This window comes from Actinoallomurus purpureus (assembly GCF_024055795.1).
GTDB classification, from domain to species: Bacteria; Actinomycetota; Actinomycetes; order Streptosporangiales; family Streptosporangiaceae; genus Actinoallomurus; species Actinoallomurus purpureus.
The window spans coordinates 262,513-286,890 of record NZ_JAMXMY010000001.1; the positions used below are offsets into that span (position 1 = coordinate 262,513).

General features: G+C 69.5%; 23 protein-coding genes. 15 read left to right on the forward strand and 8 right to left on the reverse strand.

Translation table 11 applies throughout. From position 1 onward, the window contains the following. Positions 1–56: 56 nt before the first annotated feature. Both NE236_RS01150 and NE236_RS01155 read right to left on the reverse strand, forming a co-directional pair. Positions 57–863: a CAP domain-containing protein gene (locus NE236_RS01150; protein WP_252839862.1), complete on the reverse strand. Its 807-nt coding sequence runs from the start codon at positions 861–863 to the stop codon at positions 57–59. A gap of 188 nt (positions 864–1,051) precedes the next feature. Continuing rightward, entirely contained in the window at positions 1,052–2,353 is a 1,302-nt protein-coding gene (locus NE236_RS01155; protein ID WP_252839863.1) for an acyltransferase family protein, read from the reverse strand. 378 nt (positions 2,354–2,731) lie between these two features. Between NE236_RS01155 and gad the strand changes: the two genes are divergently transcribed. The 9 genes from gad to NE236_RS01200 all read left to right on the forward strand — a co-directional run bounded on the left by gad (position 2,732) and on the right by NE236_RS01200 (position 11,312). Then, entirely contained in the window at positions 2,732–4,192 is a 1,461-nt protein-coding gene (gene gad / locus NE236_RS01160; RefSeq protein ID WP_252839864.1) for a glutamate decarboxylase, read from the forward strand. Positions 4,193–4,262: 70 nt separating this feature from the next. Then, positions 4,263–5,444 (forward strand): cytochrome P450, encoded by a 1,182-nt coding sequence (locus NE236_RS01165; protein ID WP_252839865.1) that lies wholly within the window; start codon positions 4,263–4,265, stop codon positions 5,442–5,444. A gap of 66 nt (positions 5,445–5,510) precedes the next feature. After that, on the forward strand, positions 5,511–5,651 hold the full coding sequence (locus NE236_RS01170) for a hypothetical protein (RefSeq protein ID WP_252839866.1): 141 nt from the start codon (positions 5,511–5,513) through the stop codon (positions 5,649–5,651). 537 nt (positions 5,652–6,188) lie between these two features. After that, positions 6,189–6,515, forward strand: coding sequence for a hypothetical protein (locus tag NE236_RS01175; RefSeq protein ID WP_252839867.1), 327 nt, complete (start codon positions 6,189–6,191; stop codon positions 6,513–6,515). Further along, on the forward strand, positions 6,497–7,087 hold the full coding sequence (locus NE236_RS01180) for a hypothetical protein (protein WP_252839868.1): 591 nt from the start codon (positions 6,497–6,499) through the stop codon (positions 7,085–7,087). Before NE236_RS01175 ends, NE236_RS01180 begins: the two co-directional genes overlap by 19 nt. A 131-nt stretch (positions 7,088–7,218) precedes the next feature. After that, positions 7,219–7,806, forward strand: a complete 588-nt coding sequence (locus tag NE236_RS01185) for an SWIM zinc finger family protein (protein WP_252839869.1) — start codon at positions 7,219–7,221, stop codon at positions 7,804–7,806. A gap of 180 nt (positions 7,807–7,986) precedes the next feature. Continuing rightward, on the forward strand, positions 7,987–8,781 hold the full coding sequence (locus NE236_RS01190; protein ID WP_252839870.1) for an SAM-dependent methyltransferase: 795 nt from the start codon (positions 7,987–7,989) through the stop codon (positions 8,779–8,781). Between the two features lie 132 nt (positions 8,782–8,913). Continuing rightward, positions 8,914–9,720 carry a DeoR/GlpR family DNA-binding transcription regulator gene (locus NE236_RS01195; protein ID WP_252839871.1) on the forward strand — a complete coding sequence of 269 codons (807 nt, stop codon included), beginning with the start codon at positions 8,914–8,916 and terminating at the stop codon, positions 9,718–9,720. A gap of 71 nt (positions 9,721–9,791) precedes the next feature. Beyond that, positions 9,792–11,312, forward strand: a complete 1,521-nt coding sequence (locus tag NE236_RS01200; protein WP_252839872.1) for a sugar ABC transporter ATP-binding protein — start codon at positions 9,792–9,794, stop codon at positions 11,310–11,312. Between the two features lie 193 nt (positions 11,313–11,505). Here the strand turns inward: NE236_RS01200 and NE236_RS01205 are convergent, their stop codons facing one another. Together NE236_RS01205 and NE236_RS01210 are read right to left on the reverse strand one after the other, a co-directional pair. Beyond that, the gene (locus tag NE236_RS01205) at positions 11,506–11,766 is read right to left on the reverse strand and encodes a hypothetical protein (RefSeq protein WP_252839873.1); all 261 of its coding nucleotides are present in this window, start codon (positions 11,764–11,766) and stop codon (positions 11,506–11,508) included. Positions 11,767–11,824: 58 nt separating this feature from the next. After that, positions 11,825–14,335 carry a LamG-like jellyroll fold domain-containing protein gene (locus NE236_RS01210; protein ID WP_252839874.1) on the reverse strand — a complete coding sequence of 837 codons (2,511 nt, stop codon included), beginning with the start codon at positions 14,333–14,335 and terminating at the stop codon, positions 11,825–11,827. A gap of 257 nt (positions 14,336–14,592) precedes the next feature. Between NE236_RS01210 and NE236_RS01215 the strand changes: the two genes are divergently transcribed. The 6 genes from NE236_RS01215 to NE236_RS01240 all read left to right on the forward strand — a co-directional run bounded on the left by NE236_RS01215 (position 14,593) and on the right by NE236_RS01240 (position 21,449). Further along, complete coding sequence (locus tag NE236_RS01215; protein ID WP_252839875.1) at positions 14,593–15,678, forward strand: ABC transporter substrate-binding protein; 1,086 nt, start codon at positions 14,593–14,595, stop codon at positions 15,676–15,678. Positions 15,679–15,707: 29 nt separating this feature from the next. Beyond that, complete coding sequence (locus tag NE236_RS01220; RefSeq protein WP_252839876.1) at positions 15,708–17,279, forward strand: sugar ABC transporter ATP-binding protein; 1,572 nt, start codon at positions 15,708–15,710, stop codon at positions 17,277–17,279. Next, entirely contained in the window at positions 17,276–18,241 is a 966-nt protein-coding gene (locus tag NE236_RS01225; RefSeq protein ID WP_252839877.1) for an ABC transporter permease, read from the forward strand. Before NE236_RS01220 ends, NE236_RS01225 begins: the two co-directional genes overlap by 4 nt. Then, positions 18,238–19,248, forward strand: coding sequence for an ABC transporter permease (locus tag NE236_RS01230; protein ID WP_252839878.1), 1,011 nt, complete (start codon positions 18,238–18,240; stop codon positions 19,246–19,248). Before NE236_RS01225 ends, NE236_RS01230 begins: the two co-directional genes overlap by 4 nt. Before the next feature lie 74 nt (positions 19,249–19,322). Continuing rightward, complete coding sequence (locus NE236_RS01235; RefSeq protein ID WP_252839879.1) at positions 19,323–20,552, forward strand: MFS transporter; 1,230 nt, start codon at positions 19,323–19,325, stop codon at positions 20,550–20,552. 384 nt (positions 20,553–20,936) lie between these two features. Further along, positions 20,937–21,449 carry a hypothetical protein gene (locus NE236_RS01240; RefSeq protein ID WP_252839880.1) on the forward strand — a complete coding sequence of 171 codons (513 nt, stop codon included), beginning with the start codon at positions 20,937–20,939 and terminating at the stop codon, positions 21,447–21,449. A 145-nt stretch (positions 21,450–21,594) separates the two neighbouring features. On the opposite strand, the gene NE236_RS01245 is transcribed toward NE236_RS01240, so the two are convergent. Genes NE236_RS01245 through NE236_RS01260 form a run of 4 tightly spaced genes read right to left on the reverse strand, consistent with a single transcriptional unit; the run spans position 21,595 to position 24,331 of the window. Then, positions 21,595–22,242 (reverse strand): Rieske (2Fe-2S) protein, encoded by a 648-nt coding sequence (locus tag NE236_RS01245; protein WP_252839881.1) that lies wholly within the window; start codon positions 22,240–22,242, stop codon positions 21,595–21,597. A gap of 2 nt (positions 22,243–22,244) precedes the next feature. After that, a complete protein-coding gene (locus NE236_RS01250; RefSeq protein WP_252839882.1) occupies positions 22,245–22,847 on the reverse strand; it encodes an RNA polymerase sigma factor in 603 nt (200 codons plus the stop codon). Positions 22,848–22,892: 45 nt separating this feature from the next. Further along, positions 22,893–23,846, reverse strand: coding sequence for a metallophosphoesterase family protein (locus NE236_RS01255; protein WP_252839883.1), 954 nt, complete (start codon positions 23,844–23,846; stop codon positions 22,893–22,895). Continuing rightward, positions 23,843–24,331, reverse strand: a complete 489-nt coding sequence (locus NE236_RS01260) for a cupredoxin domain-containing protein (protein WP_252839884.1) — start codon at positions 24,329–24,331, stop codon at positions 23,843–23,845. The genes NE236_RS01255 and NE236_RS01260 overlap by 4 nt, the downstream gene beginning before the upstream one ends. Positions 24,332–24,378 lie beyond the last annotated feature (47 nt).

The window sequence follows — 24,378 nt, forward strand, 5'->3', positions numbered from 1 at the left end:
ATCATGAACCGACCGTGCTCCGCCACCCCACCTTCGCTCGGGCGCTCGGTGATCGCCTATCGCACTGAGCCGAAGTCCTGCGTCCAGTACGGTGTGCCGCCGCGGAACGCGACGCCGATGCCGATCGCGCGGTAGGCGCAGTTGAGGATGTTGGCCCGGTGCCCCGGGCTGTTCATCCAGGAGTTCATCACCGCGGCCGGGGTCTGCTGGCCGGAGGCGATGTTCTCCCCCCAGGCCGCTTGGGGGTATCCGACGGCGGCGAGCCGTTCCCCTGGGCCCTTGCCGTCGGGGTTGGTGTGGTCGAAGAAGTGGCGGGCGACCATGTCGGCGGAGTGTCCCTGCGCGGCTCTGGCCAGTTTCGCGTTGATCGTAAGGGCGCTGCAGCCGTGCTGGGCGCGTTCGGAGTTGGTGAGGCTCAGGACCTGGGCGGCGTACTGGGCGGCCTTCCCAGTCGGGCCACCGGCCACGGGCGCTGCGGGAGACGTGTGGTGAGAAGGTTCGCTGCTCTTGGACGGAGTGGGCTTGTGGGCCGTCGGGCGTGACTTGTGCGGAGTCGGCTTGAGAGTCTTCTTGGGGGACTTGCGCGCGGGCTTGGGCGTGGACCGCGCAGGGACGTCAGCGGCGGGCATGGACTCCGGCGAGGTCGTCACGCCGGCGGCGCGCGGCCGGGTTCCGCCCGAGGCTCCCGAACCACCGGTCGCCGCGTAGGCGACGCCGGCGACGGCGCCGAGCCCGACGGTGCCCGCGATTGCGATCGTCGCCCATCGGCGGGCGCGAGAACGCTCCCGGCCACCATGACGGCCCTTGTTCGCGCCGGGTCCCGGCGTACCCCAGAAGGCTTCCGTCTCGGAGTTGTTGTTCACGTTGGTCCCCCCTTTGCGGGTGCGGTGTCTGGTCCGACACCTGGCAGACCCGCCGGGTTGTATCCGTACATAACGGGAAATATCGGTCTCTTGTGGTGGCCGAGTCTAGGGGGAGTGGAGGGGTGACGTATACCGGACGTCACCAACGTGGAGCCGGCGCCCCTAGGGACGAGCGGCCGGGTGAGGCCTCAACACCGGGTTCCGGGAATCCGCTCGGTACGGCGGGTGCGTGTTCTCCCTGCCGCGGTGAGCAGGAGAATCCCGATGGCGTAGACGGCGAGAACGGTGAGGGGGAGCCGGCCGCTCGGGGCGAATCCCTGTCCCGCGATCCTGGCCAAGGCGAAGCAGGCCATACCGACTCCGGCTGCGAGCAGGGGCCACGCAGCCTGGGGAAGTAGGCGGACGCCGCTGCGACCGGGCGCCAGGCGCTCCACGGACCGCAGCGCCATGGCCATCGGCAGGAAGAGGATCGTGAGTGTGGCCACCCAGACCAGACGCTGAACCAGCCAGGCCGATGATCCGATGGGCGCCGACGGGAGGATGCCGGTGGGGTACAGGACGAGCGCTGCGAGGATCACCGGGGCCATGTGCCACAGGTACAGCGTCATGACCATACGGTTCGCCCGCGCTATCGCCCGCCCCAGACGCGGCCCGCGCAGGAGGCGCGTCATGGTGGGTTCGGCGGCGAGCAGCAGCCCCACCTGGGCGATGGCGAACGCGAGAAGGGCGACCGATGGCGGTGCGGAGTTCTTGATCCGCGCACCGGGAACTCCGACCATGCTGACCGGGAATGGCCCCGGCCACAGCAGGCCCACGAGGACGGTGATCCCTACGGCGGCCAGTGCCAGTGGCCGCCGCCTGGTGCGCGTGAGCGCACCGTCGTGCCAGGCGAAGCCCAACTGGTGGATCGACCCCCACGCCAGCAGGTAGTCCATCCAGTCCAGCAGCGGCGGACGGAAGCACAGGACCGCCGTGTTCACCCCGGCGGCACAGGCGGCGAGCAGGACCGGTACCCGAGGGCCCCAGCGCCGGTGGGCGGCGTGCAGCGCGGGTGTCACGGCCAGCAGGCAGAGGTAGACCGGCAGGAACCACAGGTGGAGGGCCACCGCCCATGCCGCCCGTTCGAGCAGGGCCCGGTCGACGCCGGCGGCGCGGCAGACGGCCACGACGGCGACGGACACGAGAACGTACACCGTGGTGGGTGCGAGGAGCCGTACGGACCGGCCGTACAGCCAGCGCCCCCAGCCCCCGCCGCGCGCACGATGAGATGTCCACGACGCGGCATTGGCGAAACCGCCCACCAGGAAGAAGACCGGCATCACCTGGAAGCCCAGGCTGAGCCATCGGGTCCAGGGCAGCGCTCCCAGCACTTCCTGACCTCCGAGGTGGCCGCCGTGGTAGGTGATCGAGATCGCCAGCCAGTGACCGAGCACCACCAGACCCACCGCGATGACCCGCAGGAGGTCGACGTACCGGTTGCGGGGCCTCACCGAGCCACGGTCCCCCTGCGCGCGTCCACCTCGGTGAACACTTCGGGGCACGAACACCACGTTCGACGCTGGAGGCGCGGTGGGGAAGGGCCGAAGGTCCGCTCGTCGAGACCGGCATCGGGCCGGCCGGCCTCGACCTGGATCCGCCGACGCCGAGCGTCCCGCGGATGTACGACTGGCTAACCCTCAAAACCCAGCTCAACCAGTCCCCGAGAACGAACCGCACCCATACCAAAATGTGGCCCATTTGGTAGTCATGCAACTACTGGGAGTATTCCATGCTTGGTGGCGACGGGCAGACGCCATGAACATGCCACGGACACGCCAGGGAGACGTCATGCACACCACCCCCCGGACCGGCGCCTTGTGGAGCCGGTCTTGTTGCCGATCAGCCCTCGTTTTTATGGCTTCTGCCCCGACAGGATCGTGATCGACATGGTCAAGCAGGTGCATCCCGAGGGTCGGCATGTGGACCTGGCTGTGAATCCGCTGTACAGCGGGCTGGTGCCGGCCGGCGGGGTTCCGCGCTACCGGCTGGCGCCCGGTCCGATGGCACCGGACTCGGCCGCCGCGCTGGTCCGGGACGAGATCATGCTGGACTCCAACGCCCGCCTCAACCTCGCCACCTTCTGCACCACCTGGATGGAACCCCAGGCCAAGGAGCTGATCGCCGATTCTCTGGACCGCAACCTGGTGGACCACGACCAGTACGCGCAGACGGCGGAGCTGGAGACACGGTGCGTGAACATGCTGGCCAACCTCTGGAACGATCAGGGCACCAACGGTGTCGGGTGCTCGACCGGCGGCTCCAGCGAGGCCACGATGCTGGCCGGGCTGGCGATGAAGTTCAACTGGCGTGCGCGGCGACGAGCCCAGGGCCTGCCGGCGGACAGGCCCAACCTGGTGATGCCCAGCGCGGTGCACACCTGTTGGCCGAAATTCTGTCGCTACTGGGATGTCGAGCCGCGCTACGTGCCGATCCGGGAACCCGGCTTCACCGTCGACCCGTCCGAGGTGGCGAGCCTCTGCGACGAGAACACCATCGGTGCGGTGGCCATTCTCGGGTCCAGCGCGCTGGGAATCTACGACCCGGTGGCCGAGATGGCGTCCGCATTGGATCGGCTCCAGGCCGAACGGGGAGTGGACGTGCCGCTGCACGTCGACGCCGCGGTGGGCGGCTTCATCGCTCCGTTCCTCGAGCCCGACCTGGTGTGGGACTTCCGGGTGCCTCGGGTGCTTTCCATCAACACCTCGGGCCACAAATTCGGGCTGGTCTACCCAGGCATCGGGTGGATCGTCTGGCGCGACAAGAAGGCGCTGCCAAAGGAGCTGATCTTCGATTGCGAGCTGCTCGGCGGCAGCGTGCCCACCTTCACGCTCAACTTCTCCCGATCGGGCGCCCCGGTGGTGGCGCAGTACTACGCCTTCCTGCGCCTCGGGTTCGAGGGCTACCGCGCGGTGCAACAAGCCTGCCGTGACGTGGCGTCCTATCTGGCCGAACAGATCGCGCAGATGCCCGCGCTGGAGGTCATCTCCAATGGAGCCCATCTGCCGGTCGTGGCGTTGCGGATGCGGCCCGACACAACCGTGACCGTGTTCGACATACACGACCGGATGCGCAAACACGGGTGGCAGATACCCGTCTACCACCTGCCCGACGCCCTCGACGACGTAGTCGTGATGCGCATGGTGATCCGCAACGGCTTCAGCCGCGACACCGCGGACATACTGCTGAACGCGCTGCGCGCCGAGCTGGCCGAGCTGTTTCCCGCGCCCATGGCGAAGGCCGACAAGCCCGCCATGCCGACGCCGCGACGTCGTGGCCCGGTCTACCACTGAAAGGAAACGCCACGTCGAATGGTCAATGCACCTTTATAGAAAGGCGTTCTTCTGGGGAAGGTGTTCGGAGATGGGCGAGTTCGCGGAGAGCATCACGATCGATCAGTTGAATAACGACCCGTATCTGATTTATGCGCGGTTGCGGGAGGTGGAGCCCGTTGCCTATGTTCCGGCGCTTGATCAGTGGATGGTCACGCGGAATCAGGATGTCCGGACGGTGATCAGCCTTTCGGAGACGTTCATTTCCTATTTCTCGAAGTCTTTGATTCTCAAGGTCTGCGGCGAGGGGAACATGCTTGCGACCGATGGGGACCCGCACAGCGACCTCCGTGGGTGTACCGATGATGACTACGCACGGGAGACGCTGTCGGCGGGCCTTCGGGATCATGTGCGGATGTTGGCGAACAAGTATGCCGATGAGTTGGAGCGCTCTGGGTCACCGGCTGATCTGAGGGAGCAGTACTTCGCGCCGGTCGCCGTTTTGTCGGAGGCGCACATCCTGGGTCTCGATCATATCGATCCGGAAGTCTTCATCAGGTGGGCCGACGGCATGAACAGCGCCATCACCAACTTCGAGAAGGATCCGGCCAGGACCTGGCTCGGCGAAGAGACCCGGGCCGATATCGACCGGGTCCTCATTCCTTACCTTGAGGAACTCAAAAAGAACCCGATCCACTCGACGCTGTCCAATCTTCTGCACTCCGGACGTCATGCAGGCCGGCCTCGTCCCATCCAGGAGATCCTGCCCACGGTCCGGTTGATCTTGACCGCGACCGAGGAACCCGGCAACGGCGCCAGTTCGACGATGCTTGGTCTTCTCGACAACCCCGACCAGCTCGAAGCCGTGAAGGCCGATCCGTCCCTGCTGGAACATGCGGCACATGAGGGCCTGCGCTGGCGACCCCCCGTGGGTGCCCTCATGCGGTCCGCCGCCCGCGATTTCGAGCTGGGCGGCGCCACCATCCCGGCGGGCGCCGGTGTGGCGGCCATTGCCGCCTCGGCCAACCGCGACGAGAGGGTTTACGAAAACCCCGACGCCTTCGACATCCACCGACCGATGCAACCGCACGCCTCGCTTGGCTACGGCAGTCACCGCTGCCTGGCCTGGGAACAAGTCCCGGAGATCATCCGCATCAGTATCGAAGTGCTGCTGGAGCGTTTTCCAACGATCCGGCTGGATACCGACAAGCCGCCGGTGCGCTACTACGGCTGGCGTTACCGCGGGCCGAGCGGTCTCCCTGTTCGCTGGTGACCAGAGGTCCACATCTCGGGCGGCGGGGTCGGGTGCCTCTCCGATCGGGGTCGTGACGGTGCCGCGGTGGGGTTGCCGGCGGGGGCGGCGAAGGTCGAGGGGCTGCGGTCGAAGTTGAAGCGGCTGGTGGAGCGGGGCTGGCTGAGTGAGGACTCCCCGGGGTTGTTCGCGGTGAGTGAGCGGGTGGCCGGGCAGATCGCCCGGTAGGCGGGGTGTCGCCGCCTCGTCACCGCCATGCTCGCCCACGCCTTCCTGACCGCGGTGGCGGCTGTCCGCACAGGCCCGCCGGCATGCCGGGCCGGACCTGATCCCGCTCACCCTCGCCGAGGTCCAGCGCCTGATGGCCCGGCTGACCAGCCGCCCGCCGGTAGCCACCGAGCACTACCGCCGCTGGCGCCATCAAGCCCGCGCCCGCACCTGCCATTACCAGTGGCAACACACCCGAGAACCTTAAAGATCACTACTTACCACTGGAGTACTAATAGCGCAATAGGGCCACAGACCCCTGCCGCCGCCCTCGAAGATAGCCCTCCGGGCCCTTCCTTCAGCCCTGAGCGAGCGCGGATAGTAGCGCCTTGACGCGCCTCATCCGCCTTCAGCAGACCGGAGAAAGGGACGGGAATTTGAAGTACCTCAAACCCGCCTTCGTGGTCGCCACCGGCGGCGTCCTCGTGGACCGCACTGACAGCGGTGCCCGCATCGGCCGCCGCCGTTCCGGCCGAGCCGCGGCTCCAAGCCGCAGCCGTGCGGAACTTGAACTGGGGCAAGCTCCACCCGGCTCCGTTCGCCAAGAGCGAGGCGGACAACGTCTACCAGGCCACCAAGACCGGGAAGGTCCAGCTCGTGCTGCTGGCCAGGCACGGCACGGGCAGCCTCGGCCTGCGCCTGGTCACCTGCAAGAGCAAGAAGGATCTGACCGGCTGGAAGCAGATGAAAAAGACGAAGATGCGCTACACCCTCGACAAGAAGGTCAAGAAGCGCACCTGCTTCAGGGTTCAGTCCGGCCGTTCCTGGGTCAACAGCGCCCCCGGCCATGTCCGCGGCAACGTGAAGTGGCTGAAAATCCCCTGACCGGCGAATGGCCCCATGGCGTCGGTTCGGCCAATTCGAATTGGCACCCAGGAGCCACCGACGACAAAAATATACAGGTCCTCATATCGGGAGACAAAATGCGCCTGCGTTCTGGTGTCGCCGCTCTGGCCGTCCTCGTGCTCACCGCCGGTGGCATACTCGCCACGGCAACGGCCGCCTCGGCGGCACCCGCGCCCACCACCGCCCTAGCGACCGCACCCGCCGCGCAGTCGGGTGGGTATCAGGCGCAAGGGCGATACCAGAAGTGCAGCAATAAGTACACGGACAAGTACACGAAATTTACCATCAAGGTCTGCATCACGAATATCGACAACAAGTACGCCGATCCGAGCTACCACGTCTACACCAAGAAGAAGTACAAGAAGCCGTGCATGACGGTAAGACTCAAGAGGAATGGAAAGGTAATCCGCAGCGTGCCCTACGCCTGCGCACCTGGTGAATACGCCTTCGGCGGCGCCTACACGAAGGGGACGTACCAGCTCATCATTTCCTCGGAGCGTTTCATAGTAGCGAAGAACAGCGTGAGCAGTCCCAAAGTCAAGGTTAATTGATAGCCGCGCGGTAGTCTGCCACCCCACGCCGCACGGGCCGCGCTGGAGGCCCCCGTTTGTCAGATTCTGTCGGTAGCTTCGGAGTGTGAGCGACCGATGGGTGCGGGAGCGGGTGCTCGGGCCGGCGCCCGATGCCGCTTCCGCCAAGGCGGCGGGGGGCGGGGCGAGGCCCGCGAAGTGGGGCGGCACGGGGGTGCGACGCGCAGCTTGTCTGGGGTGAATGCCAGGGCAGCGGCAAGAGCGCCTATCAGGCCTGCGTCGAGCTGACCGAGCCCGCCTTCCGCTGCTCCTGCCCCAGCCGCGAGATCCCCTGTAAGCACACGCTGGGCCTGCTCCTGCTGTGGAGCGAGAACGTGGTCAAGCCAGGGGATCGTCCCGGCTGGGTGTGGGAGTGGCTGGCGCAGCGGCAGGAGCAGGCCGAGGCCGCCGAGCGGCGCAAGGCCGCCGCCGGTCCCAAGGTCAAGGACCCGAAGACCGCCGAGCGCCGCGAGCAGCGCGTCGAGGACGGCGTGGCCGACCTGGACCAATGGCTCCGCGACCAGGTCACGCACCGGCTCGCGCAGGCGGAGAAGGCACCGTACCGCCTCTGGGACGACGTGGGCCGCCGCCTGGTGGACGCCCAGGCGCCCGGGCAGGTCAAGGGGACCCGCAGGAGGTCGACGTACCGGTTGCGGGGCCTCACCGCGCCACGGTCCCCCTGCGCGCGTCCACTTCGGTGAACACTTCGTGGCACGAACACCACGTTCGACGCTGGAGGCGCGGTGGGGAAGGGCCGAAGGTCCGCTCGTCGAGACCGGCACCGGGCCCGCCGAATGGGGATTTCGACCCGCCGAGGCATTACGATCTTCACCCATGATCCGCTGTGATCGGTCCGGTGGCCGCGGCCGGTGAGCGACTGGATGAGCAACCGCGCCGAGGCCGGGCCGGCCGGCCTCGACCTGGATCCCATGACGCCGAGCGTCGCGCGGATGTACGACCATTTCCTCGGCGGCAAGGACAACTTCGCCGCCGACCGTGAGGCCGCCGCGAAGGTCACCGAGGCCCTGCCGAATGTCGCCGCGGTCGCCCGGACGAACCGGGAGTTCCTCCAGCGGGCCGTACGGCACGTCGCGGAGTGCGGCGTCGACCAGTTCGTGGATCTCGGTTCGGGCCTGCCGACGCAGGGCAACGTGCACGAGATCGCCCAGTCCGTCCAGCCGAACGCCCGCGTCGTCTACGTGGATCACGACCCGGTGGTCATCTCCCACGCGCGGGCGCTGCTGTCCTCGAACGAGCGCGCCGCCGTCGTCCGCGCCGACATGCGCGATCCGGACGCGGTCCTGGACGACCCGGACACCCGGCGGCTCATCGACTTCAGCCGTCCGGTCGGGCTGCTGTTCGTGGCCGTGCTCCACTTCGTCGCCGACAAGGAGGACCCGGCCGACCTCGTACGGCGATACCGGGACGTGCTGGCGCCCGGCAGCCACGTCATCCTCTCCCATGCCGCGGTGGAGGAACGGCGCAACCTCGGCGTGGCGAACGCCTACCGGGGCGCGAACGCCCCCTTCATCGCGCGGACCCGCGACGAGGTCACCGCCTACCTCGACGGCCTGGACATCCTCGAGCCCGGCGTGGTCCACCTGTGCGAGTGGCGGCCCACCCGCTTGGAGAAGCCGCTGGCCGCCGGCTGGACGGCGGTCGCACGTAAGCGCTGACCGGCGCCGGCCCGGTCCTCTCGGGCCGGTGATCGAGATGTCGTGGCCGGCCGACTCTCGCGCCGGGTGCACCGTCGGCCCGCGTCGTGGCTACGATCAGGGAAACGGATGTCTTCGCCTTCAGGGGGGACCGTGAGCGACGTCCCAGGGCCGTCGGACGGTCGCAGGCCGGTTTTCGCCGCGGAGCGGCGTAAGCGCATCCTCGAACTGCTCCGGGCGAACGGCACGCTGTCGCTGCGCCAGCTGGCAGAGGCGGTCCAGTCGTCGGAGGTGACGGTGCGCCGTGACGTTCGCGCGCTGGAGGCCGACGGCCTGCTGGACCGCCACCACGGTGGCGCGTCCCTGCCCGGTGAGCTGTCCAGTGAACCGACGTACCTGCCGAAGGCGCAGGTCGCCGGCGACGAGAAGGCCGCGATCGCCGATCTGGCGGCGGCGCTGGTCGAGGACGGTGACGCGATCGCCATCGGCCCCGGCACCACGACGTACGCCCTGGCGCAACGCCTGACCGGTCATACCGACCTCACGGTGGTCACCAACTCGCTTCTGGTCGCGCAGACGCTGACGGCCTCGCCGCGCATCGAGGTGGTGGTGACCGGTGGCACGCTGCGCGGTCCGGTGCAGGCCCTGATCGGCAGTGCGGCGGAGCGGTCGCTGGCCGGGCTGCGGATGAGGCGGGTGTTCATCTCCGGCGACGGGCTGACCGCCGAGCGGGGGCTGTCGACGCCGAACATGCAGGTCGCCGGGACCGACCGGGCGCTGGCCGAGGCGGCCGAGGAGGTCGTGGTGCTCGCCGACCACACCAAGATCGGGGTCGACGCGATGGTGCAGACCGTGCCGCCCGAGCGCATCGACCATCTCGTCACCGGCGAGGAGGCGTCGCCGGAGGAGCTGCACGAGCTGAGCGCGCGGGGCGTGCGGATCCACGTCGCCCGTCTGTAGCACCGCTGGTGGGGGGCGGCCGTCACGTGGTATCACGGGCGGTGAACCGGCGCGTTACCGGGAGGTGCGTCGTGACGGACAGAGCCCTTGAGGCGGCCGGGATCCTCAAGACGTTTCCGGGCACGGTCGCCCTCGACCATGTCTCGCTCACGCTGGCGCGCGGTGAGGTGCACGCGCTGACCGGGGAGAACGGCGTGGGCAAGTCCACGCTCGTCAAGGTCCTGTCGGGTGTCCACCGGCCGGACGCCGGACGGCTACGGCGGGACGGCGAACGGGTTCGGTTCGGCGGCCCGTTGGACGCCCGACGCGCGGGCATCATGGCGGTCCATCAGGACGACGCGCTCATCCCTTCGATGAGCATCGCGCGCAACCTGTTCGCCGGCGCGGAGCCGAGGGGCCGGTTCGGCCTCATCGACCTCGTGCGGATGAACGAACAGGCCGCCGGCCTCCTGGCGGGCTACGGCCTGCGGGTGGACGTACGCCGGCCGCTGGCCGCACTGGACCCGGGCGCGCGCACGCTCGTCGCGCTGGCCCGCGTGGTCATGGCGGGCGCCGAGGTGATCATTCTCGACGAGCCGACCGCCGAGATGGAGCCGCCGCAGGTCGAGACGCTTTTCCGGGTCGTTTCCGAGCAGCGCGAGCAGGGCCGGGCGGTGCTGTACGTCAGCCATCGGCTGGACGAGCTGTACCGGCTCGGCGACCGGCTGACCGTGCTGCGCGCCGGCCGCGTCGTCCACAGTGGGCCGTTCGGGGCCCTCGACCGGCGCACGCTGGTCTCGATCATGCTCGGTCGGCCGCTCCGGCGGGTGCCGACCACCGCGCCCGGGGCGGCCGTCGAGGTCCCGGCCGATCCGCCGTACCTCCGGGCCACCGGGTTGACGCGCCGCCACGCGCTGGCCGACGTCTCGCTGGAGCTTCGGGAGGGTGAGGTGCTCGGGCTGGGCGGCCTGCTGGGGGCGGGACGTTCGGAGACCGCCAAGGCGATCGCGGGAGCGCTGACGCTGGACGCCGGCCAGGTCACGGTGGCAGGCGCGCCGTTGCGGCGGCGCTCGATCGTCGGCGCGATCCGCGCGGGCGTCGGTCTCCTGCCGGAGAACCGCGCCACCGAGGGGATCATCCCGTCGCTGTCGGTCCGCGACAACATCGCGCTGGCCGCGCTGCCACGCCTCTCGCGTTTCGGCATCGTCTCGGGTGCGCGCATCGACCGGGTGGTGGCGACCTTCATGCGCCGTCTGAACATCAAGGCGACGTCACCGCTGCAGAAGGTCGCCGAGCTGTCCAGCGGCAACCAGCAGAAGGTGCTGCTGGCCCGCTGGCTCGCGATGCAGCCCAAGGTGCTCCTGCTGGACGAGCCGACCCGCGGCATCGACGTCGGCGCCAAGGCCCAGCTACGCGACCTACTGGACGAGCTCGCCGTGGCCGGCCTGGCCATCCTGTTGATCTCCTCCGACCTCGAAGAGCTGGTGTCCGGCTGCGATCGCGTGGTCGTGCTGCGCGACGGCATGGTCGCCGCCGAGCTGACTGGCCTGGAAGTGACCGAGGACCGCATCATCGCCGCCATGGCCACCGGTGCCGAGCCACCGGCTCGCTGACCAGGCCCGCACTCGCCGGAGTGCTCCGTACCGAATACTCGGTGAAAGCGCTGCCGGTCGGGGATGAACGCCGTGAATCCGCGTCGCCGGCGCGCGCTCACCGAGCATTCCGTACCGGATGGACGAGGGCCGCCGCCGTCAGCCCCCACGTCCAAGCCACCGGACCACTGAGGTGGATACCGGTCGCCGGTCCTCAGGAATGATCCAGGGTCCACTCGAGGATGCCGCCCGACACGCCGTCGGCCAGGTGTGCCTCCAGCCGGAACGCGGCGGCCCGTACGGGAGTGAACGTCGTGCGGTTGTAGGTGTCGCGCGCGGTGCCGTACGCGGAGGGGTTCTCGACCGGCCGCCAGGTGTCACCGTCGCGGTACATCAGCCGCCATGACGCCGGGACGCGGCACTGCCCGTGTCCGGTGATGGTGAGGCCACGAGTGAGGAACGTCCGTCGTTCCATCGGCTCTCTCCTCTCCAAGGGAGGCGGGAGGGGCCCTGGCGGCCCCTCCCGCACCGTGTCACTTGCCGGACTGGTACAGCTTGGCGACGTCGTCGGCGGACAGGGCCCGGTCGAATACGTGCACCTGGTCGAGGACGCCCGGCCAGAAGTCGACCTGGTTCCCGCCGTACCTGCCGCGGCCGATGACCGTGTGGCCGGTCGAGGAGTCGCCGAGGCACGCCGACGCGGTCCCGGCCCTCTGCCCGTCGACGTACAGGGTCAGCGATCCGGTCGCGGCGTCGCGGACGCCGGTGAGGTGGTACCACCGCCCGGTCTCCGGGGCGCCCGGCGCGAGCGCCCGCACTCCGGCGAAGCTGAACGCGAACCGGTCGTCCGCGCCGGAGTACTGCAGGTAGAAGGCGCTGTTGGTGTCGCCGTCCTGGCTGACCGCCGTGGCGAACGAACCCCGCCGGTCGAGTTTCACCCAGGCGGACACGCTGTAGTTCCCGGTCGTGTCCAGGATGGCCGCGCCGGTGTCGGCGAACTGGTTCGAGCCGTTGAACTGCAGCGCGGACCCGGAGTGACCGCCGGCCCACGTCGGCCCGTTCACGAGCGTCGCGTCGTGCGTGCCGGCCGCGTCCTTGGCGACCGTGCCGGATCCCTCGTCGAGCGGGTAGAAGCTCACGCCGTCGAGCCCGGGTGTGCCGGGCGGGAAGGTCTCGCCGCCGCCCTTGCCGACCGAGCCGGACGCCTTGATGAGGGCCTGGTTGGCCGCGCGGACCTCGTTCGCGCCGGGCTTGAGCACCTGCCGGTCGTAGGTGTAGATGCCGTTGAGCTCGTTCTCGACGTCGGTGATCTGGGTGTAGACCGACGCCGAGACCCCGCACCGCTTCTCGACCTGCAGCAGGCGGTTCTGCAGCTCGGTGTAGCGCCGGGTCAGCGTGGCCTGGTCGGGCTCCATCTCGTACGCGAAGCCGTGCGCGGGGTCGTACATGTGGCCGTCGACCTTGAGGCCGAGACCGCCGTACTCCCCGTCCACCGCGGCCCGCGCGCCCTGCTGGACCGGTGTGCCGGGGCCGACGTAGTCGTGGTTGTCGTAGATGTCGCCCGCGCCGGTGTCGGGTAGGGAGTCGCAGCAGTTGATGCCACTGTCGGGGTTCACGAGCCGGCTCGGGTCCCAGCTCTTGACCTGGGCGGCGATGCGCTCCGGCTCGTACTCGCCCCAGCCCTCGTTGAAGGGCACCCACACGACGATGGACGGGTGGCTGCGGTGCTGGTCGACGAGCGCGCGCAGCTCGGTCTCGAACTGCGTCTTGACCGCCGCGGACGGCGAGTGCCCGGCGTACATCGCGGGCATGTCCTGCCAGACGAGCAGGCCGAGCCGGTCGGCCCAGTAGTACCAGCGGTCGGGTTCGACCTTGACGTGCTTGCGGACCATGTTGAAGCCGAGGCGCTTGTGCGCCTGCAGGTCGAACCGCAGGGCGGCGTCGGTCGGGGCGGTGTAGATGCCGTCCGGCCAGAATCCCTGGTCCAGGGTGCCGACCTGCATGACGAACTTTCCGTTGAGCAGCATCCGCACCTTGCCGTCGGGACCCTTGCCGAGCCCGATCGAGCGCATCCCGAAGTACGAGCCGACCTCGTCGACGACCTTCCGGCCGTCCCGGATCCGTACCTTCAGCGTGTAGAGGTACGGGTGGTCCGGCGTCCACAGGCGCGGCCTGCGGACGGGAACGCGCAGCTCGGCGCCTGCCGCACCGACGGCCCGGCCCACCTCATGGTGCCCGGCGTACGCGACGGCCTCGACCGTCCGCGCCGAGGTCCCGGCGACGTGGGTCGTCAGCCGGAGCGCCTTGGCGGACAGGTCCGGGGTGGCGTCGAGACGCGAGACGTACGCCTCGGACACCGGCTCCATCCACACGGTCTGCCAGATCCCGGAGGACGGGGTGTAAAAGATGCCGTCACCCGGCTTGCGCTGCTTGCCGAGCGCCTGACCGCCGATGTCGGTGGGGTCGTCCACGCCGACCAGCAGCTCCTGCGGTCCGGTGCCCCGGACGGCGCCGGTCACGTCGGCGGAGAAGCCGTCGTAGCCACCGGTGTGGGCGGCGACCTGTGTGCCGTTCACATAGACGGTGGCGTGGTAGTCGACGGCCTGGAAGTGCAGGAGGAGCCGCTGACCGTGCCAGGAGCGCGGGACGGTGAACGTCCGGCGGTACCACATGTGGTCGACGTGCCGCTTGATCCCGGACAGTGCCGACTCGACCGGGTACGGGACGAGGATCCGTTCGCCCAGCGTCTTGCCGGTCGGCGGTGCCTCGCCGGCGGACGCCTCGGCGAACTGCCATTCGCCGTTGAGGTTCTGCCACCGGGACCTGGTCAGCTGGGGCCGCGGGTAATCCGGCAGCGCGTTGCGCGGCGACACCTGGGCAGTCCACGGGGTGGTCAGCGGAGGGGTCTGGGCCTTCCATGACGTGGACGCGCGCGCCGACGCCGGCGCCGGGGCGACGAGCGCGGCCAGCAGCGCGACCGCGAGGCCGATGACGACGGCCGGACCACGGGGTCGGGCGAGGCTGGATGATCGGAGGGCGGGCACGGCAGACTCCCATCTGCTCGACAGGGCGATGAGCGGAGGGGGCGGGGCGATGGGGGACGCGCCCCGCCGGGACATACGGAGGCCGAGAGGAGGCGGACGCTGGAACAGCCGGTACCGGGTGCCCACAGCATGAACGGCCCTGATCGATAGTGCAAGATTTGGATCGAAACATCCGATCTGGCTGATCGCTATTGACAGAACCCGATCGCGGTAGGTCCAATTACCGGCATCTCGCCTTCGCCTGGGAAGGACCTGCCATGACCGTCCCCCCGTACCGCCGCCCGCGCCCGGCCCTGCTCAGCACCACGATCATCGCGATCACCGCCGCCCTCGTCGCCGGCTGCGCCAAGTCCGAGAAGGACCAGCCGACGGGAGGCGGGGGCGCCCAGGCCGGACAGGTGGTGCAGAGTCCGTCCGGCTCCGCGCCGTCCTGCACGCTGAGCAAGTTCGGCGGAACGAAGTTCGATCCGAAGACCGCGGTCGTGGGGTTCTCGCAGTCCGAGAAGGAGGCCAACCCCTTCCGCATCGCGGAGACGCAGTCGATCAAGGCGGAGGCGAAGCAGGAGGGCATCGCCGGCCTGCGCGTCACCAACGGCCAGTCCCAGTTCAGCAAGCAGATCAGCGACGTGCAGCAGCTCATCGCACAGGGGGCGAAGGCCCTGGTCATCGCGCCGCTCAACTCGGACGGGTGGGAACCGGTCCTGCAGCAGGCGACCGCGAAGCACATCCCGATCATCACGGTCGACCGGAAGATCAACGCCACCGCCTGCAAGGACTACGTGACCTTCATCGGGTCCGACTTCTACCAGCAGGGCAAGCGGGCCGCCGACCAGATGATCAAAGCGCTGAACGGCAAGGGCAAGGTCGCGATCCTCCTCGGCTCGTCCGGCAACAACGTGACGACCGAGCGCACCAACGGCTTCAAGGAAGAGATCGCCAAGCAGGCGCCCGGCATCCAGATCACCTTCGAGCAGACGGGCGACTTCGCCCGCGAGAAGGGCCAGCAGGTCACCGAGCAGATGATCCAGAGTCATCCGGACGTGGGCGCCATCTACGCCGAGAACGACGAGATGGCGCTGGGCGCGGTGACCGCACTGAAGGGCGCCGGCAAGAAGGCCGGCGATGTCAAGATCGTCTCCGTGGACGGCACCCGGAACGCCGTGACGCAGATCGTCAGCGGCTGGATCTACGCGGTCGTGGAGTCGAACCCGCGCTTCGGCCCCCTGGCGTTCCAGACCCTCACCAAGTTCGTGAACGGCGAGCCGATCCCAGACAAGGTCATCATCTCCGACCGGGAGTACGACTCCTCCAACGCCGAGCAGTCCGTCGCGTCCGCCTACTGATCGATGCTCCGACACGACCGGGGGTGCCCGTGACCACGTCCGAGGACCGGCCGCGACAGGACGCGCGACAGGACCCGCCGCGAGAGGACGCGCCGGTGCTGGACGCCCGCGACATCGTCAAGCGCTTCACCGGGGTGCTGGCCCTGGACCGGGTGTCCCTGAGCCTGCGTCCCGGTGAGGTCCACGCGCTGGTCGGTGAGAACGGCGCGGGAAAGTCGACCCTCATCAAGGTGATCACCGGCGTGTACCGGCCCGACGACGGCGAGGTGCGCCTGGCCGGTCGGCCCGCCCGCTTCACCGGACCGCTCGACGCGGGGCGCGCCGGTGTCCAGGCCGTGCACCAGGAGATCGGGCTGGTGCCGGACCTCAGCGTCGCCCGCAACCTGCTGCTCGGTCGAGAGCCGCGCCGCGCGTTCGGGCTGCTCGACGCGCGCCGCATGCACGAGACGGCAGCCCGGACGCTCGCGGCGTACGGCGTGCGGGTGGACGTCCGGCTGCCGCTCCGCTCGCTCGGCGTCGGCGCGCAGCAGATGGTCGCGCTGGCGCGGGCCGTCTCGGTCGACGCCCGCGTCGTCATCATGGACGAACCGACGTCCTCGCTCGAACCGCGTGAAGTCGATACGTTGTTCGGCGTCATCGACCGGCTCCGCGACCAGGGGATCGCCGTCGTCTACGTCAGCCACCGCCTGGACGAGCTGTACCGGATCTGCGACGGCGTGACGGTCCTGCGCGACGGCAGGGTCGTCCACCAGGGGACGCTCGCGGACCTCAACCGGATTCACCTCGTCTCGCTCATGCTGGGCCGCGACGTCGCGCAGGTCCGCGCCGAAGGCGTCACCCGGTTCTCGGGGGCGCACGAGGCATCCGCGGGGCCGCCGGTCCTGGAGGCGTACGGACTGTCGAGCCGGCACCTGCTCGACGGCGTGTCGCTGACCGTCCGGCCCCGCGAGGTCGTCGGGCTGGGCGGCCTGCTGGGCGCGGGCCGTACGGAGACGGCGAAGGCGATCGCCGGCGTCCTGCCGCTCGACGCGGGCCGCGTCACCGTGGCAGGTCTGCGCGTACGTCGCGGGTCGGCCACGGCCGCCGTACGGGCGGGCATCGCGCTGCTGCCCGAGGACCGCAAGGCGGAGGGCATCGTGCCGACCCTGTCGGTCCGCGACAACATCGCGCTGGCCGCCCTCCCGCGTCTGGCCCGCGGCGGTCTCGTCTCCGACGCGCGCATCGACCGGATCGTGGACACCTTCATGAAGCGCCTGCGGATCAAGGCGACCGGACCGCACCAGCCGGTGGCCGAGCTGTCGGGCGGCAACCAGCAGAAGGTGCTGCTGGCCCGCTGGATGGCCACCGAACCGAAGGTGCTCCTGCTGGACGAGCCGACGCGCGGCATCGACGTCGGCGCCAAGGCGGAGGTCCAGGCGCTGGTCGACGAACTCGCCGAGGCGGGCCTCGCCGTCCTGCTGATCTCCTCGGACCTCGAAGAGCTGGTCGAGGGATCGGATCGCGTCGTGGTCTTGAAGAACGGCGCCGTCGTCGGTGAGCTGATCGGAGACGAACTCACCGAGGAGGGCGTGATGACCACGATCGCCGCGGAGGTCCAATGAACGAGACGGCCGTCGCACTGCCCCGGCCGACCGGCGGGCGGATACTGGCCTGGCTGCAGAACTACGGCGTGTACGCGGCGATCGCCGCGCTCGTCGTCGTGAACATCGCGATCACCCCGCACTTCCTCACCGTGGAGAACCTGCGGACCCAGCTCGTCCAGGTCGCACCGGTCGTCATCGTCTCCCTCGGCATGGCCCTGGTGATCGGTACGGAGGGCGTCGACCTGTCCGTCGGATCGGTGATGGCCCTCGCGACCGCGCTGCTCCCGCTCTACCTCGGGTACGGCGCCGGCCCGGCGATCCTCGTGGCGCTGCTGGGCGGTGTCGCCGTCGGCCTGGTCAACGGCTCGCTCGTGGCGTTCGTGAACGTCCAGCCGATCGTCGCCACGCTCTGCCTGTTCGTCGGCGGCCGTGGGCTGGCATTGGTGCTGGCCGGCGGCCGGCTCAAGGACGTGCACGACGTCACCCTGCTGAACCTCGGCTCGTCGAGCGTCGCCGGAGTACCCCTCCCGGTGGTGGTCGCGGGCGCGCTGACCCTGGTGGTGACGGGCGTCGTCCGGCGTACGACCTTCGGCAGGCAACTCGTCGCGATCGGCGGCAACCGTACGGCCAGCGTCCTGTCCGGGCTGCCGGTCCGGCGGGTCCTCCTGCTGGTGTACGTCCTGTCCGGCGTGCTCGCCGCCGTCGCGGGCGTGCTCGCCACCGCGCGGTTGCAGGCCAGCGACCCGTCCTCGCTCGGCCTGCTCATGGAGTTGTCGGCGATCACCGCGGTCGTGGTCGGCGGCACCCCGCTCACCGGTGGCCGCGTACGAGTGCTGGGCACCGTGGCCGGCGCGCTGCTGATCCAGCTCGTACGGGCGACGCTGATCAAACACAATCTGCCCGACTCGGTCGCCCAGATGGTACAGGCAGTGATCATCCTTGCCGCCGTGTACGCGGCGAGGGGAGGGTCGGGACGATGACGACCGAACAGGCGGCGACCGACGCGCCCGTCACCCACGACACCTATGCCCTCGGCCGGCGCGACCGCGTCTTCGGCCTGATCCAGCGCCACGGCGCGACCGCGGTGCTCGTCCTCCTGCTCGCCGTCGGCTCGCTCTCCTTCAGCCGCTTCCCGACCACCGAGAACCTCGGCGACATCGCGATCACGTCATCGTTTCCCGCGATGGTGGCGCTGGGCATGACCTTCGTCATCATCACCGGCGGCATCGACCTGTCGGTCGGCTCGGTGTTCGCGCTCGGCGGGGTCCTCGCCGCGTACGCGGTGCGGTGGGGGACCGCGGCCGGACTCCTGGTGCCGCTCGCGGTGTGCGGCGCGATCGGCCTGGTGCAGGGCCTCCTGATCGCCCGCGTGCGGCTCGCGCCCTTCATCGTCACGCTGGCCGGCCTGCTCGGCGCACGGGGCCTCCTGCTGTCGATCTCGCACGAGGGCGCGACGACGTACCTGATCCCGCACGGCTCGTTGCTCGCCCGGCTCGGCCAGGGACGCCTGTTCGGTCTGGGCCAGCCCGTCTACCTGACCCTCGCCCTCTTCGTCATCGGGGCCGTGCTGTTGCAGCGGACCGGATTCGGCCAGGCGGTGTACGCCATCGGCGGCGCCGAGGACGCCGCCGCCCTCATGGGCGTACGGGTCGCCCGCACGAAGATCATCGTGTACGTGCTGTCCGGCACTCTGGCCGGGCTCTCCGGGGCGTTGAACGCCGCCCGCCTGTCATCGGGCGTCACCATCCTCGGCACCGGCATGGAACTCGACGTGATCGCCGCGGTCGTCATCGGCGGCACGCTGCTGACCGGCGGCGCGGGCTCGGTCAGCGGCACGATCGCGGGAGTGCTGCTCCTCGGCGTGATCCAGAACCTGATCAACCAGATCGGCGACCTGTCCTCCTCCTACCAGCAGGTCGTCAGCGGCGCGTTCCTGGCCGTCGTCGTGGTGGTGCAGACCTACCTCAGCCGAGCGCGCCGACTCTGACCGACCGGCCGGCGCGCGGCAACCCCGATGGCCGTAACCGGAACAAAATGATCGCTGATGCGAGGAGACCCAGTTTGTCTGACGTATCAAGCCGGATCAGCGCTTACGGGGCGATTCTGCGCACGCCCGGAGTTCTGGTTCCGGCGGCCGGCACCGTGCTGTCATCTCTGCCGATAGGAATGCTGGGGCTGGCGCTGCTGCTCCACGTGCGGGCCGGCAGTGGCGGCTTCGCGACGGCGGGCATGGTGGTGGCGGTCTTCGGAGTCGGGACCGGGCTTGGGATCGCTTCTCAGGGGCGGCTCATTGATCGGTCCGGTCCGAAGAGGGTGCTGCTGGTCGCCGCAGTGTGTCAGTCGACGGCGCTCGCCCTGATCGTGGTGCTTCCCGGGGTGGCAAGCGCCCCCTGGCAGATCGGTGCGTTGGCGTTCGTCGCGGGCCTGGCCGAGCCGCAGACAGGCGGCGCGCTCCGGTCAATGTGGCCCGCTCTGGTCGGCCCGGAACATCGAGCCGCGGCCTCCGCTCTGTCATCGATACTCTTCGAACTGGCGGTGGTGACCGGGCCGTTGCTCCTCACCGCGTTGCTCCAGGTCGCGACCGCTCGAGTATGTCTCCTCGTTGCGGCAGGTCTGTCGGCGGTCGGCACCACGATGGTCGCGCGCAGCCGTGCGGCTCTGGCCTGGCACGCCGTTGGCGATTGCGGGCGCAGTGTCCTGGGCCCTCTCGCCGTCCCGAGAATGCGCGTGATCGCGGGAGTCGTGGCGGCGCAGGGGATGGCGGTAGGCCTGCTGCAGGTGTCCTGTGCGGCCGTCCTCACGAAGCATTCCTGGCCGGGTGGTACGGGTCTTCTGTATTCGTTTCTGTCACTGGGCAGTCTGGCCGGCACCACCGTGTATGGAGTCTGGTCCCGGCCTACCGCCCATTGGTGGCAGCTTCCACTGCTGCTGCTCGCGCTGTCCGGCGCACTGACCGGTGCGGCCTTCGCGCCTGGGATCGTGCTCCTCTGCGGGTGGGTTCTCGTCGCGGGGCTACTCGTCGGCCCCGTGTCCGTCCGCTGCTTCATCGACGCCGAGCGGGAAACCCCGCCTGGCTCGCTGGCGGCCGCCGCCACGACGCTGACCGCCACGGGGCTGGCCGCGACATCATCCGGGACGGCCATGGCTGGAAAGCTCACGGATGTCGCCGGAACAACCGCTGCCTTGATGACTGCGGCGGCGTGCACGTTCGTGGCGGCGTTCGCCATGACGATCGGCGTTCGAGTGCGGAAGTTCCGGACACGAACTGCAATTCAATCGGATTCTGGTTGAGCTCCTTAACCATTTCGCCCAAGACTCTCCACGGTCGCAACCGCCGCTCGATGCGGCGACCACGAAGGGTGCTCCGCCGGCTCGGTCAGCGGCACGATGGCGAGCGTGCGCGACCTGTCCTCGAACAGGTCGTCAGCGGCGCGTTCCTGGCCGTCGTCGTGGTGTGCAGACCTACCTCAGCCGAGCCCGCAGACTCTGACCGACCGGTCGGCACGCGGCAACCCCGATGGCCGTAACCGGCCGGTGTAATTGTGGTCAGGGCGACCTGTTGATGCGCGTAGTCATGACTGTAAGACTCGCGATCATCGGATATCGGCGATCGGTCCTTGCGCGCTCCGCCGAGTCCGGTGTGATCGGCTCTCATCTCCCGGAATAGAGGCAATGATGAAACTGCAGGCTGCCCTTCTCACCGCACTCCTCACGTCCGCCGCACTGGCCCCACAGGCGATGTCCGCCCAGGTCCCCGCCGCGTCGCAGACCGTCTGCATGACCTCACCGACGCCGACGGGCTGGGTGGTGACCGGATACAGCGACTGGTACGCCTGTGGCACACCGTCCAATCCGTATTACAACTCCAAGGCCATCATGGACGCGACGGGAACGCCGTCCGGCGGTTCGGTGACCGCCTGCATGGCCCCCGGGCCGGCCGGGTTCTACGCGACCGCCTATTCGTACTCGTTCTCGTGCGAGATAACGAAGACGCCGAGCGGGACGTTCAACAACCAGGAGCAGCTGACGAACCTCAACGGGCGGCCGTCCGGCACCACCGTGACGATCTGCGGCATCCAGTCCGCACCCTCCGGATGGGTACAGGTCGCCATCGCCCAGAGCTACCTCTGCGTCTACGCGCGTTCGGGCGGCGTCGGCAACAACGCCGTGACCATCCGCAAATCCTGACTCCACATGGTCCAGCCGACCCGCTGACGCGCCCGGTGCAGCGTCGGCGGGTCAGCTGACGCTCACGCACGCCCACCGGTGTCAGTGCCGCGGCCTGATCACGGGGCCCGCGAGGGTGGCGGGCGGGACCGCCGTGGGCCGGCCGTCAGGCCGATGAGACGTATACCTGGACGACGCCGCCCGCCTCCCGTACGGCCAGCCGGGGCAGGGCCGGAATCGGCGCCGGAAGCCGGTGGTGGACAACGGCGCCGTCGAGCGCGAAGAGCGCCTGATGGCAGGGGCAGCGCAGCCGTGCGCCGCCCTCCACATGCAGGCGGCATCCCTGGTGCGTGCACACGCCCGAGACCGCGCGCAGCCGGCCGCTGTCGCGGGTCACGAAACCGGTGACACTGCCGGCGTCGAAGCTGCGCACCGCGCCGTCCGGCAGGTCGGCGGCATCTGCCACCGGATGCCACCTGCCCCTGTTGGGGCTCAGCGTGCCGTCACCCGGCGGCGTCGCGCCACGGGTGAGCGCATGATCGATCGACGCTCCCGCCACGGCACCGGTGGCGGCGAACGCGCCCCCGAGGACCAGTCGGCGTCCGACCGGCATCGGTGCTCGCGCGATGTCCGGCTCCGCCAGGCGACGGTGCAGGTCGGCGACGAACTCCTCGCGCGGCGCGTCCGATCCCGGCCGCGCGGCACGCAGCTCGATGGCGAGACGGAGCGCGTCGGCGTCCGCCTCCTCGACAGGGAAGGAGCGCGGGCGGCGGCCCTTCAGCAGATCCTCGACGTAACGCCGCAGACCCTTCATGGTCACCTCCCCATCCTGTCGTCCGGGCCATCGTCCCGGACGACCTCGGCCGCGAGTCTGAGCGCCCGGTGCTGCAGCACCTTCGCGTTGCCGATGCTGATTCCCAGTTCGCCGGCCGCCTCACGGATCGAGTACGACCGGAGGAACCGCAGCTCCAGGATGCGCCGGTACCGGTCGGGCAACGCCGCGAGGATCCTGGCCACGCGTTCGGGCGAACGACCGGTCTCGGGCGGCCGGCCGAAGTCGGCCGCCACACGTTCGATGTCGATGGCGGTGATCTCGTGCCCGAGCGTCCGGCGCCAGTGCGAGGCCAGCACGGAACGGGCGGTCGCCAGCAGGTAGGCGCGGACCTCGCCCACACTGGCAGAGGTCCGCAGCGGGCGCAGCGCGGCGAGGAAGACCTCGGCGGTGAGGTCCTCCGCGTCCGGCCGGTTGCCGACCTTGGAGAACATCAACCGGTAGATGCGGTTGACGTTGTCCAGGTAGATGGCCTCCCAGCCGGTGTAGGCCTCACCATCCACCAGGCGGAGCGGCGTCCGGGGCTCAGAAGAAGTCTCGGCATCCGGCCCCGGGCGCTCGCGCCTGCCCGGGATCCAGCGGTTCATGACCAGTCCCCCTCACCATCTTCACATGGCGGTCCGACCGGGGACTTATCCGAGCCTCTCGTCGCGGATCGCCAGGGCGTGGCCGCCTCGTACGTAGCCGACCTCCCGGATGCCGAGGGCGTGCCGCAGCCTGCCGGCCGGCAGGGTGACGGGGACGGGCCCCGGCCCGTCCCCGGGACGCGGCAGCGGGTAGGCGGTGGTCGTGGCGCTGTGAAAGGTGACGTTGCCCTCCGTCTTCGTGAACAGTTGGTGGATGTGGCCGTTGAGGCACGTCACCGACGCGAAGCGGCGCAGGAGGCTCAGCGCCTGCACGGAGTCGTCGGTCGCCCAGCCCCAGCTCGGGTAGAGCGCGAACATCGGGATGTGGCTGAACACGACGATCGGCGTGTCGCTGGACAGCCCGGCCACGTCCTTGCGGATGAAGTCGAGCTGCTCGGTTCCGAGATGCCCGAGCTTGCTCATGTGCAGCGTGTTCACCAGCGCGATGAAGTGCACGCCCCGAATGTCGAAGCTGTACCAGCCGTCGCCGCGGGTGCCGGTGCCGAAGGCCCGGCGGTACTTCTGGCCCGCGTCGTCGATGGAGTCGTGCTCGCCCGGCACCGTGAAGACGTGACCCGTCCTCATGCCGGTCATCATCTGCTTGACCTGGTCGAACTGGCCCGGCGTGGCCAGGTGGGTCAGGTCCCCGGTGTGGATGACGAAGTCCGGCCGGTGCTCCAGCGCGTCGATCCGGTGGAGCGCGTCGGAGAACGAGTCGGTGACGTCGGTGTTGGCCGTCCCGTGAAAGCCGATGTGGCTGTCGCTGATCTGGGCGAACCGCAGCGTGGCGTTCGAGGGCAGGGTGTCGCTCGATCCGGCGACACGGCTGACCACCTCACCGGCGGCGACCGCCAGGACGACCGCGCCGCCGAACCACGCGCTGTGCCTGAGCAGCTGGCGTCGCGTCATGCCCGCCGGGTCGTCGTTGGTGTCGGGAGGAGGGATGTCCGGCGCGTTCATGGCGTCACCACCACCGATCCGCGCATGAACGGGTGGATCGTGCAGGAGTACGGATAGCGACCGGGCTTCGTGAAGGTGTACCGGTATGTTTTTCCGGGCGTCAGCGGCGAGGAGCGGAACGAGCCGCCGTCGGCCGCCACCGTGTGCGGCTCCTCATCCTTGTTCGTCCAGGTCACCGTCGTACCGACCTTGACGGAGACCGACGCGGGTGCGAACGCGAAGCTCTTGATGGACACCGCGTTGGCGGCGACGGGCGCCCCTCGCGGTGCGGTTCCGGAGCCACCGGCCATCTTCATCCCGGGCATTTTCATCCCGGGCATCGCCTGGGCGGGCGCGCTCGCCCGCGGGGCGGATCGAGATGCCCCGGCCGAGGCGCCCTGCCCCCAGCCGCAGCCGGCCTGCAGGGCCAGCCCGCCGATCGCCAGGAGCGCCACGGGTCGGCGCCCGTGTGCGAGGTATGCGTAGAGGTTCATCTGTCGTCCCATCCGTTCCGCCTGGGCGGACGTTGTCGCGTATCCGCTGCTCGCGGACC